We start from the raw sequence: 14,101 nt of genomic DNA, 5'->3' as shown, positions 1-14,101 counted from the left end.
GTGTTCAGGCGGTCAGTCGTCCACGCCAGAAGCGCTTCAGCGCTTCCAGCACGATGACCAGCCCGACCACCGGAACAACCGCGATGGCGAGGTCGTCGACATGCAGCGGGCCGAAGCGGAACAGGGTGCGTGCCGGCGCCCATGCCAGTGCCAGACCAAGCAGCAGCAGCGCCACCGACCCGACCCACCACAGTGCGCGATTGCCGCCGCGCAATGCCCCGCGCACCGAGCTGTCGAACGAGCGATTGACCAGCACCAGCCCCAGGTTGGCCAGGACCAGCGAGACGAAGGTCAGCGCGCGCACATCGGCCTCCGGCATGCCGCGCCACAGCGCAAGCAGATAGAGGGTGGCAATCACGGCCAAGACCAGCGCGCCCTGCAGCAGGCTCCAGTACACCAGTCCCGACGAGAACAGGTGACTGTCCTCCGCCCGTGGCGGCCGGCGCATGATGTCTTTTTCTTCCCGTTCGGCCTCGAACACGACCGAGCAGACCGGATCGATGATCATCTCGAGGAAGGCGATGTGGATCGGCGAAAAAATGAGGGGCAGGCCGGTCAGCAGCGGCAGCAGCGCGAGGCCGGCGATCGGTACGTGGATGGCGAGGATGTAGCCCATGGCCTTGCGCAGATTGTCATAGATGCGCCGGCCGAGGCGGACCGTCCTGACAATGGAGCCGAAGTCGTCATCCAGCAGCACCAGCGAGGCAGCCTCCCGTGCCACGTCGGTACCGCGCCCGCCCATGGCGATGCCGATGTCGGCGGCCTTCAGCGACGGCGCATCATTGACGCCATCGCCGGTCATGGCCACGATGGCGCCGCCGGCCTTGAGTGCGCGAACGATGCGCAGTTTCTGGTCCGGCATGACCCGGGCGAACACCGGAATCGACGCAACATGGCGGCCGAGGTCGGCATCGCTCATGGCCGCCAGTTCGTCGCCGCTGACGCAGCGGTCGGTGGCAAGGCCGGCCCGGCCGGCGATGGCCAGTGCCGTCGCCGGATAGTCGCCGGTGATCATGACCACCCGGAGCCCGGCCGAACGGCATTCGCGCACGGCCTCCGGCACCGATGCCCGCAGCGGATCGGCGAGTCCGACCAGGCCGAGCAGGGTGAAGACAAAGGCGGTCGGTGATGCCGGCCAGTCATTGCCGTGATGCGTCGCCCCCGCTACGGCCAGCACCCGCATGCCGTCAGCGGCCATCCGGTCGACATCGCGGGCCAGCGCGGCGCGCGCCGCGGCATCCAGCCGGCACAGGGTGGCGATGGCCTCCGGTGCGCCCTTGCTGGCGATGACCACCTCGCTGTCGCCGGGGCCTTGCCACAACTGGGTCACTGCCAGCAGATCCGGCCGCAGCCCGTAGCTGTGGACCCGGGTTGACGACGCTGGCGGCAGCGCGTGGCCGTGCTGTGCCGCCAGTGCATGGAACGCTTTCTCCATCGGATCGAACGGGTCGGGGGCACAGGCCAGCCGTCCGTGATCAATCAGGTGGCGGAACCGGTCCGGCAGTGCCGGCGGCAGGCCGGCGTCGAGGCGCAGGATGTCGCCGTCGATGGCCAGGGCGACCACCGTCATGCGGTTCTCGGTCAGGGTGCCGGTCTTGTCGGTACAGAGCACCGTGGCCGCGCCCAGCGTCTCGATGGCCGAGGCGCGACGGGTCAGCACCCGGATGCGTGAAATCTGCCAGGCGCCCATGACGGTAAACACGGTCAGCACCAGCGGGAACTCTTCGGGCAGCATCGACATGCCGAGTGCGATGCCGGCCAGCAGCGCGTCGAGCCAGGACCCGCGCCACAGGCCATAAAGAATGACGGTCAGGCTGCAGGCGACGAGGCCGAACAGGGCAAAACGCCGGACCAGTTTGCGGGTTTCCAGCGTCAGGCGCGGCGGTGCGCTGTCGATGGCTTCCAGTGCCTGGCCGATCCGGCCGATTTCGCTGCGTGGGCCGGTGGCGGCCACGCGTGCCGTCCCCTGACCACGCACGATCAGCGTGCCGGAAAACACGAAGGGCAGGCCGTCGCCGCCGGGGCGCGGGCCGGGGGACGCGTCGCCGGACGCGACCTTGCCGACCGGGGCCGACTCCCCTGTCAGCAGCGATTCGTCAACCTGCATGTCGATGGCGGTGAGCAACTGCGCGTCTGCCGGTACCCGGTCGCCCTCGCCGAGCACGATCAGGTCGCCGCGCACCACCTCGCGACCCGGAATCCGCTGCCGCTCGCCATCACGAATGACCAGTGCGCGCGGGCTGGTCAGGTCGCGCAGGGCTTCGAGCACACGCTCGCTGCGGCTTTCCTGCACGATGGCGATCATGACCGAAATCGAGGCGAAGGCGAGCAGCAGCAGGGCTTCGGTATGGTCGCCAAGCAGCAGATAGATGAGGCCGGCGCCGATCAGCAGCCCGAACATCGGTTCGCGCACGACTTCAAGCGCAATGCGGGGCAGCGAGCGATGCCCGGTACGTGGCAGTTCGTTGAAGCCTTCCTCGCGGAGCCGGGATTGCGCTTCGCTGCAGGTCAGCCCTTCCGGTGCGTCGGACACGACATCCCTTTCCCGATAGGCCGGCATGGCCGTCCCTACCATAGCACCGAACCGGTGCCGGCGGCACGATGACAGCGGCGCCATGATCTCGGCTAAGATATGTCAATCAGGCTGGCGTTTCATGGCCGGACTGGTGCGACAACAACGAAAACGGGGGGACGGTATGAACTCGCTTGAAATCATGCTGGCGCTGATCTTTGCCGGTTTTGTCCTGCTGCTGACCGGCTATTCGCGACGCGACGACAAATCCGGGATCTTCATGCTTGCCATGGGCATTCTGGTGATGTTCGGGACCGTGGCCTACAAGCTGTATCTCGAACTGGGCTGAGCTGGCGCGGGCAGGGGACAGTCCATACCCGCTGCCAGGTGTTACACCCGGAACCGGGCGATGGTGGTCAGCATGTTCTGTGCCTGTTCGTTCAGGCTGGCCGCGGTGGCCGAGTTGTTCTGCGAGCTGGAATGGCTTTCTTCGGCCATCTGCGCCACGCGTTCGATCTGCTGGGCGATATTGGTGCTGGCCATGGACTGTTCGCGCATCGAGTGCGAGATCTCGGCAATCTGACCGACCGTGCCGCCAGTGCGGTCGAGAATGCGCTGGATGGCCTCGGTCGCCCGGTTGGCCGCTTCCATGCCGGTTTCGACCTGGGTCACCACTGCCTGCATCGACACCACGGTCTGGTTGGCATCGCTCTGCATCGACGACACGGTGCCGGTGATTTCCTGGGTCGACTGTGCGGTGCGTTCGGCCAGCTTGCGCACTTCGTCGGCGACCACGGCAAAACCGCGACCGAGTTCACCGGCGCGGGCCGCTTCGATAGCCGCATTCAGCGCCAGCAGATTGGTCTGTTCGGCGATGTCCTTGATCACGCCGACCACGGTGCCGATCGACGTGGTTTTCTCTTCCAGCTTGCCGATCTGGCTGGCGGCGAGTTTGACGCTGTCCGAAGTGCTGCGAATCATGCCGATGGTGTCGTTGATGATCGAGGCACCCAGCGAGGCCTCTTCCCCGGCTTCGCGGGCGCTCTGGTCGGCCTGGGCCGAGCGGTCGGCCACATGGTTGACGCTGACCGTCATCTGCTCGACGGCAGCCGACATGCTGGAGGTCGATTCGCTGACCTGTTCGACCGCCTGCGACATCTGCACCGACGAACTGGCGACTTCCGATGCGTGTCCGCCGACGGCCTGACCGATATGGGTCAGCTCGGCAAAACTGGCCTGCAGCATCTGCAGCAACTGGTTCAGGCGACCGGCAATCTGCGAAATTTCATCCTTGCCGCTGTCGTCGACGCGCAGGGTCAGGTTGCGTTCACTGGTGATGGCAGCGATCTTCTCGTCCAGATGACCCAGCGTGCGCTTGACGCTCAGCGCGACCCACAGGCTGGCGGCCGTGATGATGGCCAGCAGTGCCAGTCCCAGCGCCATCAGCGACCATTTCGCGCTGCGGCCGGCCTGCACGGCGTCCTTGCCGGACTGGGTGCCCTGAGCCTTGTTGAACTCGACAATCTTGTTGATGGCGCCATAAGTGTTGTCCGCCGTCGGCGCCAGGGTGGTTTTCAGGTATTGCAGGGCCGCGGTGTTGTCCCCGCCCGCATGTTGCTCCGACAGGGTGATCAGGCCGGGAATCAGCGCATGCCATTTGCTTACGGCTGCAATGGCGGCATCGGTATTGGCCCGGTCTTCCTCATTGCTGACCAGGGTGTTCCGGTAATTGTCCAGATCCTTGATCAGGTTTTTGACATTGTCTTCCAGCGCGGCCTGGGCTTCTTTCTTGCTGGCGAGATCCTGATAGGCGATATGAAGGATGGTCTGTCGGCGGGCTTCCAGATACTGGACCCGGGCGTCGCCGGCGACAATGACCGACGGCAGCGAATTTTCCGTGGCATCCACAACCCGCTCTTCCACCACGCCCATTTGCACATAGAGCGTCCACAGCATGGTGGCCAGGCCGATGAGACTGATAACGGCCATACCGTACAGTTTTGTTGAAATCTTCATGTTTTTACCTTTTGTACCGGTATGTTACGAGACGTTGATGAGCACGAGTCCCGGCAGGCTTTGCCGCGACAAGTCTGTTTTGCATCAAGTCATGAGCTGAATTTCATTGCCAGCCGCCAGGTGGAGACGACAGGCAGCGCCGGGATTCCTTTCCTGTACGCGATCTGCTGGAATCCGGGCGGCAAATATAATGAATTACGCATGGCAGGAGAAGAGTGCTGCCTTGAAATAACGGGTTTATCAGAAAAATGAACAGGCAGGCGCTGCGATCGGTTGCTGTTTCAAAAAATGGTTTGAATTGAATAAAAATAAAGCTGTCGTCATATTGGGAAAATCTGCCAGCAGCGGATTTTCGCGGAAAACCGGCAGGATCAATTCAAGCGCAAGGAGCGGAGTGTTGCGGGAACGATCACATGCCACACTGGCCTCAATCAACCCGGGAGATCTGGACCATGAACCCGCCTGCCTTTCCCTCACCCAGGCTGCACTTTCGTCATCAGCCGATAAGCGGCACGCTGCGCCATGCCATGGGCCGCTGCGCGCTGGGGACCGTACTGGTGGCCCGCAGTGATCGCGGACTGTGCGCCATCCTGCTGGATGACCTGCCGGACGCGCTGCCGGTACAGCTGGCCGGGATCTTTCCCGGCACCTGCCTCGAACCGGCGCCGCTGCACGGTGAGCTGGAGCGGGTGACGGCGTTGATCGACACCGGGGTCTGCGACCCGGCGCTCGATCTCGATGTCGGTGGCACGCCGTTCCAGCAGCGGGTCTGGCAGATGCTGTGCACGATTCCGGTCGGGCAGACCGTCACCTATACCGACGTCGCACAGCAGATCGGTGCGCCGGCGGCCGTGCGCGCCGTGGCAAGCGCCTGTGCCGCCAACGTGTTTGCCATCGCCATTCCCTGCCATCGGGTCCTGCGCCGCGATGGCCTGCTGACCGGCTACCGCTGGGGCATCGAGCGCAAGCGCGCCCAGCTGCAGCGGGAACGGGGGGGGCGACTGATTTACTGCGCGCAGCCGGGGGCCGGTGCCGCTCGGGCCGGCGCGGCCGGGCGGCGGGACTGGATGGCATAGCCGAGGGCCGCCAGCGCGACCGTGGCCAGCATGGTCGCGGTCGTCGCCAGCAGCGGACGGGCGACAAAGGACGACACCAGCAGGCTGGTCACGAAACACAGTCCGAACTGCAGGGCATTCTGCAGTGCGGCGGCCTTGCCGGTATTGTCCGGGAACGGCATCAGCGCATTGGCGACGATGATCGGATAGCTGGCGCCATTGGCCAGTGCCATGCAGCAGAACGGCAGCAGCAGCGTCAGCAGCGTCGGTGTGGTCAGGGTCGCCACCAGGAACAGTGCGATCAGACTGAGGCCGTACAGCAGCAGCAACCAGGGCAGCAGGCGATTGCCATCAAGGCGGCGCAGTGCCGTGCGGCAGCCGTATCCGCCGGCCAGAAAGGCCAGGGTCGGAACGGCATAGCTGAGGCCGATCACGTCCGGGCTGTAGCCCATTTCACCCAGAATGAACGGCGAACCGGTCAGCCAGGCGAAAAAACCGGCAGTGCAGGCGGAAAACATCAGCACATTGCCGCTGAACCGTGGTGACTTCAGCAGGTAAAAATAGCTGACCCGTTCGCGCCGCGCCCTGGCGGATGCCTGGCGCCGGGTTTCCTGCAGCAGCAGGGTCGGCACCAGCAGCAGCACGGTGATGACCAGCAGCACGGCGAAGATTGACCGCCAGCCCAGGTGATTCAGCAGCCATGCACCCAGCAGCGGGGCCAGTGCCGGCGACAGGGCCACCAGCGGCATGATGGTTGCGAAGACACGCCGGGCCTGGTCGGCCGGGTAGCGGTCGATCACCAGTGCCTGCCAGACAAGGGCTGCGGCACAGACGCCAACGGCCTGCAGGAAGCGCACCGCCAGCAATGGCACTGCGCCCTGCACCCAGAACATGCCGAGGCAGCCGACGGCAAACAGGCCCATGCCCAGCAACAGCACCGGCTTGCGCCCGAGCCGGTCCGACAACGGTCCCCACAGCAACTGGGCGCAGGCGAAGCCGGCCAGGAACAGGCTCAGGCTGGCGCCGATCACATTGGCGGACAGGCCCAGCTCGTGCTGCATGGCGCCGAAGGCGGGCAGGTACATGTCGGTGGCCAGGTAGCCGAGCATGCTCAGCCCGGAGAGATAACAGGTAAATCCGAACGACAACTTCATGACACTTTTTTCATCCATGGCTTTCAGGGAATTTGCTTCTCAGGAATGACCGCCTCATCCGGTTTTTCAGGCAGCGGTCAGGTCTTTTTTTAATTTATTCGGGTGGATGCCATGACGTGAAGCGCTAATATTTGCCGTGCTGGATGAAAAAAATTGAAGGCAAGGGCATGTGGTCGGAATATTCACTTGATGTGGTCGACGCCGTGGCGCGCACCGGCAGTTTCAGTGCGGCCGCGCAGGAGCTGAACCGGGTGCCGTCAGCCGTCAGCTATACCGTGCGCCAGCTGGAGCAATGGCTGGCGGTGCCGCTGTTCGAGCGGCGGCACCGGGATGTGACACTGACCGAGGCCGGAGCGCTGTTCGTGCGCGAGGCGCGAGCGGTCAGCCGGACGATGCTCGCCACCCGGCGCCAGTGCCAGCAGGTCGCCAACGGCTGGCGCGGGCAACTGAATATCGCGGTGGACAATATCGTCAAACCGCAGCGCAGCCGGCAGATGGTCGTCGATTTCTATCGCCAGTTCCCGGATGTCGAACTTCACGTCCGGCATGAGGTGTTCAATGGCGTCTGGGATGCGCTGGCCGACGGGCGCGCCGACATCGCCATCGGCGCCACGCGTGCCGTGCCGGTGGCCGGCAGCTTTGCCTTTCGCGATATGGGCTTCATGAACTGGCTGTGCGTGGTCAGCCCGCGGCATCCGCTGGCCGCGCTGACCGGGCCGCTGGATGACGACCTGCTGCGCCCCTGTCCGGCACTGTGTCTGGAGGACACCTCGCGCAGCCTGCCGAAGCGGGAGGCCTGGATGCTGGACAACCAGCGCCGGCTGGTGGTGCCGGACTGGGCCTCCGCGCTGGACTGCCTGTGCGACGGCCTGTGCGTCGGCATGGTGCCGGCGCACCGGGCCGTGCCGCTGGTCGCGGCGGGGAAGCTGGTTGCGCTGTCGCTGCAGCGTCCGTACCCCCCCAGCCCCTGCTGCCTGACCTGGGCGCAGAATACCCCGTCGCCGGCGATGGCGTGGCTGCTCGACTATCTGGGCGACAGCACGACGCTGAACCTGGAGTGGTTCAGCGAGACCTGAGCCGGTGACTCAGAAGACATAGCGGGCGGTCAGCATGGCATTGCGCGGATCGCCATAGCTGTCGGTCGGTCCCCAGGTCACATCGGAGCCCACGGCTTTGTAGTAGGTCTTGTCGAACACATTGTTGATGTTCAGCTGCAGGTCCAGATGGCGGTTGACCCGGTAGCCGAGCATCAGGTCTGCCACGGCATAGGCTTTCTGCTCATTGCGGAAGTCCACGCCCTCGTAACTGCCCTCGTTGAAGATGTCGCTCTGCCAGTACAGGGTGCCGCCGACCCGCCACTGGTTCAGGTCGCCGGGCAGGGTGTAGACGGTGGACAGCTTGAACAGGTTCTGTGGCATGTCGGGGTTGAAGCGCTTGCCCTCGTTGGCCGGATCGCTGTCGCGGATATAGTTGGCCCGGGTGTAGGTGTAGCCGGCGCTGAGTTGCCAGCCGGGGGTCAGCGCGCCCTGGATTTCCACATCGATGCCGCGACTGCGCACCAGGCCCGAAGCCTGGTAGCAGGACGTGGCGGGGAAGGTCGGGCACAGGCTCTGGTCGCTGTTCAGCCGCGCCCGGTTCTTCTGCTCGATCTGGAACAGCGCCACGGCGGCATTCAGCGCGCCGCCGAAATACTCGCCCTTGATGCCGATTTCGTAGTTCTCGCCGACGATCGGATCGAGAATCCTGCCGCTGGTGTCCTTCGAGGTCTGCGGCGTGAAAATGTCGGTATAGCTGGCATAGACCGAATGCCGGCGGTCGAGGTCGTAGATCAGGCCGGCATAGCGGGTCAGGTTGCGGGTGACCTTGTAGTCGCTGGCCTCGGACCTGCCCTCATAGTCGTACCAGTCGAGGCGGGCGCCGAGGATCAGCTTCAGCGGGTCGGTCAGGCTCAGGCGCGTGCCCAGATAGATGCCTTCCTGGGTCGTGACCTCGTGCGAGGTGTCGGTATAGACGAAATGGGGCTTCGGCACGCTGTGCGGGTCCCAGCTGAACGGGTCGACATGCTGGCTGATCATGCCGTTGCCACTGTAGTTGTCCGTGGCCAGCCGGGTCTGGCGCCGGCTGATGCCGCCCATCAGCTCATGCGAGCGTCCCAGCAGCGCAAACGGGCCGCTGGCATACAGATCGTAGCTGGACTGGTCCTCGTCGTGGCCGGACTGATAGGCGTTGTGGCCGAGGTCGGTGGGGCTGGAACGGACCAGATAGGTGCCGGAGAACACGGCGTCCTGCCAGGCCTGCATCGCGGCCAGCCGCACGCTCCAGTCATTGTCGAACTGGTGCCTGAACTCGCCGAAGACGGTCGTGATCTTCTGCTCCTTGCGTTCCCAGGCATTGCCGGGGAAGGTCGAACGCGGCAGGTTCATGTGGCCGCCACTCACCGTCAGCGGCAGGCCGCCCCAGAAATTGTTGGTGGAATCCTTCTGGTACGAGGCACCGACCGTCAGCAGGGTCCGTTCGCCGAGATCGGTCTCGCCGACGGCGTAGAACAGACCGTGGTCGTAGGCTTCCACATCGCGGAAGGTATGGGCGTCCTGCCAGGAACCGACCACCCGCGCGCGAACGGTGCCGTTTTCATTCAGGCTGCCGGACGCGTCGATTTCGCCCCGGTAGTTGTCCCAGCTGCCGACGCTGCCGGTCAGGCTGAGCTTCGGTGCCGCCGTCGGGCGCTTGCGTACCAGATTGATGGCGGCCGACGGCGTGCCGCTGCCACTGACCAGACCGGTGGCACCACGCACGATTTCCACCCGGTCGAACATCGCCATATTGGCCTGGGCGCCGACGATCCAGCCCTGGTAGCTGGACGGCAGTCCGTCGTACATCACATTGTCGACACTGAAGCCGCGGGCGCTGAAATCGGGCCGGCCCGGCCCGTTGCTGGTGCTGAGAAACAGGCCCGGGGCATTGCGGACCACATCGGTGATGCTGGTCATCGCCTGATCGTTCAGTTGCTGCCGGGTCATGACCGTGACCGCCTGCGGCGTTTCCCGGATCGACAGCGGCAAGCGGGTGGCGGTGCTCATCGAGCCGGTGGTGTAGGAGCCCTTGCCTTCGGTGACGGCACTGCGGCCGGTACTGGCGGAGACCGTGACTTCCGGCAGGGCGACCTCACCGGCGCGGTCGCCGCTGTGGACCGAAATGCCGGTGCCGGCCGGTGTGGCCAGCAGTCCGCTGCCGGCCAGTGCCTGGCGCAGTGCCTCGCCCAGCGTCATCGTGCCCTGCAGGGCCGGGGCGCGCCGGCCGGCGATCAGTGCGGCGTCGACCGAGATGGCGGTACCGGACTGCCTGGCCAGCGCATTCAGGGTCTGGCCGAGCGGCTGCGCAGGCAACGACAGGGTCTGTCGGCCGGAAAGGGCCGGGGAGGCATCGGCCGCGGCTGCAAACGGTGCAGCCAGGACCGCCAGCGTGACGGCGGCCAGGGAAAATCCACGGGGCATGTCGGAACGTCCTTGTGATGGGGTTGCCGTGAGGACGAACGGGAGCGCCATGACCGGACAATTATTTTGTCACCGGCCCTCAGCGTCGGGCCTGGATCCGGACCGGGCCGTCCGGGCTGCGGACGACCCGCACCGGCAGGATGCGCGGCAGGGCATCCAGAAAGGCCGCCGGGCGGGCGAGCGGGAAACTGCCGGTCAGGCGCAGGCCGGCCAGTGCCGCATCCCGTTCCAGCACCAGCGGCGTGGCCAGATAGTCGTTCCAGCGTTCGACCGCGACCGACAGCGGCTGCGCATCGAATACCAGCCAGCCCTGGCGCCAGGCGCCGACGTCGTCCGGTGAGACATGGCCGCTGCGCAGGCCGGCATGGTCGATATCGGCACTGTCACCTGCCGTCAGCGCGATGTCGGGCGACAGGGCGACGGTGCCTTCCCGGGTGGCGCTGCGTCGCCATACGCCGACCCGCCCGCTGGCGACGGCGACCCGCATGCCGGTCTGGCGAACGGCGACCGAGAACACGGTGCCGAACACCTGCACCCGGCCCCAGTCGGTTACGACAATGAAGGGCCGTTCGGGGTCGGAGCGGACATCGAAACGGATCTCGCCGTGCGCCAGCAGGACTTCGCGCCGGTCCCGGTAGTACAGGACCCGCGCTTCGGTGCGGGCGGACAGCGCCAGCTGGCTGCCATCGGCCAGCAGGCTGCTGCCGATCTGGCCCTGACCGGTTCGCAGGCTCAGTTGCTGCAGCGGCTGGGCCCGGTACCAGTGACCGAGACCCCCGGTTGCCAGGCCCAGTCCAGCCAGACCGAGCACGCTCATCAGCCGGCGGCGGGTCAGGGACTGCGCGCCGGTGCGGACCGGTGGCAGGGCAAGGGCACCGCGCAGGGAACCGGCTTCGGTTGCCTGCCACGCCTGCTGCGCGGCGCGGAACGCGGCCTCGTGGCAGGGGTCGGCCTGCCGCCATTGCTGCTGGGCCTGGCGACAGGCCTCGGCCTGGGCCGGGTCGCCGCCGTGCTGACGGGCGATCAGCAGCAGCGCGTGCTCGAACAGGCGCTGCGCGGTCTGGCGTTCACGGCGGCAATCGGTTTCAGGACGGGGCATGGCGTGGTTCAGGCTGTGCGCAGCGTGGCGAGATCGAACAGATCGCAAACGGCCCGCACGATGTGTTTCTCGATGGCGGCCACGGTGGTGGCAAGGTGGAGGGCGGATTCGGCATGGCTGAAGCCGTAGATGCGAACCAGGATGAACGCTTCCCGCCGCTTGCGCGGCATGACCGCCAGCCGGGCGGCAAGGCGGCGGCATTGCTGGCGGGCATCGGCCTCGCGCTCCGGCGACGGGGCGCTGTCGGCACTGATCAGCCCCAGCGTGTCGAGCATGCGCTGCTCGGCCTGCCGGGCGCGGGCGTCATCGATCACGATGTTCTTGCCGATGCGGTACAGCAGCGCGCGCAGGTCGAGCACTGCCTCCGGCTGGCGCATGGCCAGCACCCGGGAATAGCTTTCCTGAACCACATCCGCCGCCGCATCGCGGTCACGCAGGGAACGGGAGAAGAAATTGACGAGTTCCAGGTAGTGGCGCGCAGTCATGAAGGGGCAGGAGGTCCGTGGCAAAACGTCACAAATGCAAACAAGAATCGTTATTCTTTCAGTTGCATGAATATTTGTCGACCGCCATCGTGCGTGACACCCCGCCCAGTCAGACCACCACTGCAGGCGTTTCGTCGCCGCCGGTCTGTGCCGGGGCGGGAATATGACCAGCAGCTGTGTGTTGATTCTTCAAGTTATTTTCATTTTCTCCCTGCGGGAAAATGAATGTGGGCCGTGATGAAAGGGAATGAAATGCACAGTGTTTCATTAGTGTTTCTTTACTCCCGATTCTCCCGGACTTACCCTGTTCCCGTAGATTGACCGGCTACGCATTGCCGATCCGGAATATCGGGTTTCCCTGGAATCCGGAATGTACACTTGGCGAATGTGTTGTTACCAAGTCATGCGCAGCCCATGGCTTCTCTACGTGATAATGACGCCATGATAAAGATTACCCTCCGCCAGCTGATATTGCTGCTTGCCCTGAGCATGGCGTTATTGACGCTGGGTTATACGCTGTATGCCAGTTACCAGACCCAGCGTGATCTGCTGATGCAGCTGGAGCTGGAAAACAATTATGCGTATGCGACCAAGCTGGCCAGCAGCACGGATAATTTTCTGGCTGCGGCCCAGCAGCAGCTGGCATTCAGCGCCAATCTGCTGCCACCGCTGATGGCGCATCCGGCATCGCTGGTGGCGGAAACCGAGCGCCTGAAGCGGCAGACCAACAGTTTCAATTCGGTCGTGGTCATCCGGCCGGACGGGCGCATCCTGGCGTCTTCACCGGCGGCGCTGCACCTGACCGGCACCCGGCTGGACAGTGCCGGCTTTCGCGAAGCCCTGGCCAAGCGCAAACCACTGATTTCTCCGCCGTATATTGCCAGCACCGGCCGGCTGGTCATTTTCATCTCCCATCCGCTCTTTGCCCGTAACGGACGCTACCTCGGCTATCTGGGAGGGACGATTTATCTGCACGAACAGAATATCCTGCAGTCCCTGCTGGGCGAAAACCATTATCGCGATGGTTCCTATCTGTATGTCGTTGATAATAAAAGGCGGCTGATCTATCACCGCGATACCGCGCGGATCGGAACGGTGGTGAACGGAAATCCGGCCATCGAGGCGGTGATTGCCGGCAGGGCAGGCAGTCAGCGGCTGATCAACTCCCGCCATGTCGACATGCTTGCCGGCTATGCGCCAATGCATCTTACCCAGTGGGGCATTGTTGCCCAGCGCCCCACGGCGGATACCCTGGACGGGCTGAATGCGCTGATGCTGAGCATCATCCGCCATGCGGCGCCGTTCTTCCTGCTGTCGGTGCTCGGGGTGTGGTGGATCTCGCGGGTCATTGCCCAGCCGCTGTCCAGGCTGGCCGCCACTGCCAGGGACTGGGATTCGCCAGCGGCGACCGAGGAAATCAATCAGGTCCGGGCCTGGTATGACGAAGCCGACAAGCTCAAGCGGGCGGTGCTGGCCGGGCTGGGCCGGATCAACCAGAAACTGGGCCGGCTCAATGTGGAGAACGTTACCGATGAACTGACCGGGCTGATCAATCGTCGCGGCATGCAGGCGACGCTGGCGCAATGGCAGGCCGAACTACGGCCGTTTGCGGTGATCGCCATGGATATCGACCACTTCAAGTGGGTCAATGACCGGCATGGGCATGATGTGGGCGATCTGGTGCTGCAGTACCTGGCCCGGCAGATGTGCGAGGGCTCGCGCAGTGATGACCAGGTCTGCCGCAGCGGGGGCGAAGAGTTCTGCATGCTGCTGCCCGGTTGCAGCCTGGACATGGCGATCCAGATCGCCGAGCGCCTGCGCGAACGCATTGCTGCTACCAACTGTCCGACCGGGGAACCGGTCACCCTGTCGCTGGGCGTGGCCCACTGGCCGGGCAGTGCCGGAACCGTGACGGCCGTGTTGAAGGCGGCGGACGAGGCGCTGTATCTGGCCAAGCACAACGGGCGCAACCGGGTGGAAATGGCTGCGACGGAAAAGTGAGCCGGTGAACCGAAGCCAGGGCCGGTCGCTGTTCTTTCGTGGTGGCCGGCATTGTGCGCAAACTCGTCCATCGTGCCGCATCGTCGGGGAATGAATGGCATGCGCCGGCTGGAGAAACCTGGAAACGGATCAATGATTTGGCGGTTTTGCCGTGGTGGCGGTCCTGGCGTCTCCGGCGGCAGCCAATGACGAACGGGTGAATCCTGCCTGTGACGACGGTGGAAAAGTTGCGATCAGGGTGTTGACGCGTTACCGGTTTATGTACATAATTCGCCTCCTTGATCG

The 14,101-nt window shown here is 64.8% G+C and carries 11 protein-coding genes; 5 read left to right on the top strand and 6 right to left on the bottom strand.

Annotation, left to right across the window (positions count from 1 at the left end):
• Nucleotides 1-4: 4 nt before the first annotated feature.
• Nucleotides 5-2,533 (bottom strand): cation-translocating P-type ATPase, encoded by a 2,529-nt coding sequence (locus ACYVG8_RS05340; protein WP_460745118.1) that lies wholly within the window; start codon nt 2,531-2,533, stop codon nt 5-7.
• A 163-nt stretch (nt 2,534-2,696) separates the two neighbouring features.
• Between ACYVG8_RS05340 and ACYVG8_RS05335 the strand changes: the two genes are divergently transcribed.
• Complete coding sequence (locus ACYVG8_RS05335) at nt 2,697-2,861, top strand: hypothetical protein (protein WP_169735668.1); 165 nt, start codon at nt 2,697-2,699, stop codon at nt 2,859-2,861.
• A 41-nt stretch (nt 2,862-2,902) separates the two neighbouring features.
• On the opposite strand, the gene ACYVG8_RS05330 is transcribed toward ACYVG8_RS05335, so the two are convergent.
• Nucleotides 2,903-4,528: a methyl-accepting chemotaxis protein gene (locus ACYVG8_RS05330; protein ID WP_281659738.1), complete on the bottom strand. Its 1,626-nt coding sequence runs from the start codon at nt 4,526-4,528 to the stop codon at nt 2,903-2,905.
• Nucleotides 4,529-4,549: 21 nt separating this feature from the next.
• Here ACYVG8_RS05330 and ACYVG8_RS05325 point away from each other — a divergent pair, with 21 nt between their 5' ends.
• Together ACYVG8_RS05325 and ACYVG8_RS05320 are read left to right on the top strand one after the other, a co-directional pair.
• Entirely contained in the window at nt 4,550-4,780 is a 231-nt protein-coding gene (locus ACYVG8_RS05325; RefSeq protein ID WP_156952610.1) for a hypothetical protein, read from the top strand.
• Between the two features lie 200 nt (nt 4,781-4,980).
• Nucleotides 4,981-5,604 carry a methylated-DNA--[protein]-cysteine S-methyltransferase gene (locus ACYVG8_RS05320; RefSeq protein WP_460745117.1) on the top strand — a complete coding sequence of 208 codons (624 nt, stop codon included), beginning with the start codon at nt 4,981-4,983 and terminating at the stop codon, nt 5,602-5,604.
• Here ACYVG8_RS05320 and punC read toward each other — a convergent pair.
• Nucleotides 5,535-6,737 carry a purine nucleoside transporter PunC gene (gene punC / locus ACYVG8_RS05315; RefSeq protein ID WP_460745116.1) on the bottom strand — a complete coding sequence of 401 codons (1,203 nt, stop codon included), beginning with the start codon at nt 6,735-6,737 and terminating at the stop codon, nt 5,535-5,537. The two genes, ACYVG8_RS05320 and punC, sit on opposite strands and share 70 nt — an antisense overlap.
• 143 nt (nt 6,738-6,880) lie before the next feature.
• Here punC and punR point away from each other — a divergent pair, with 143 nt between their 5' ends.
• Entirely contained in the window at nt 6,881-7,813 is a 933-nt protein-coding gene (gene punR / locus ACYVG8_RS05310; protein WP_460745115.1) for a DNA-binding transcriptional activator PunR, read from the top strand.
• Nucleotides 7,814-7,822: 9 nt separating this feature from the next.
• Here punR and ACYVG8_RS05305 read toward each other — a convergent pair whose 3' ends face one another.
• From ACYVG8_RS05305 to ACYVG8_RS05295, 3 genes are all read right to left on the bottom strand, one after another.
• On the bottom strand, nt 7,823-10,231 hold the full coding sequence (locus tag ACYVG8_RS05305) for a TonB-dependent siderophore receptor (RefSeq protein ID WP_460745114.1): 2,409 nt from the start codon (nt 10,229-10,231) through the stop codon (nt 7,823-7,825).
• Nucleotides 10,232-10,310: 79 nt separating this feature from the next.
• A complete protein-coding gene (locus ACYVG8_RS05300) occupies nt 10,311-11,330 on the bottom strand; it encodes a FecR family protein (RefSeq protein ID WP_107889541.1) in 1,020 nt (339 codons plus the stop codon).
• A gap of 8 nt (nt 11,331-11,338) precedes the next feature.
• Complete coding sequence (locus tag ACYVG8_RS05295; RefSeq protein ID WP_028500524.1) at nt 11,339-11,815, bottom strand: sigma factor-like helix-turn-helix DNA-binding protein; 477 nt, start codon at nt 11,813-11,815, stop codon at nt 11,339-11,341.
• A gap of 441 nt (nt 11,816-12,256) precedes the next feature.
• Between ACYVG8_RS05295 and ACYVG8_RS05290 the strand changes: the two genes are divergently transcribed.
• Nucleotides 12,257-13,816 (top strand): sensor domain-containing diguanylate cyclase, encoded by a 1,560-nt coding sequence (locus ACYVG8_RS05290; protein WP_107889543.1) that lies wholly within the window; start codon nt 12,257-12,259, stop codon nt 13,814-13,816.
• The last annotated feature ends 285 nt before the right edge of the window (nt 13,817-14,101 follow it).

It is taken from the genome of Microvirgula curvata (assembly GCF_054781615.1).
The sequence above is the reverse complement of the archived record's forward strand: the minus strand, read 5'-3'. Positions and strand labels throughout refer to the sequence as shown.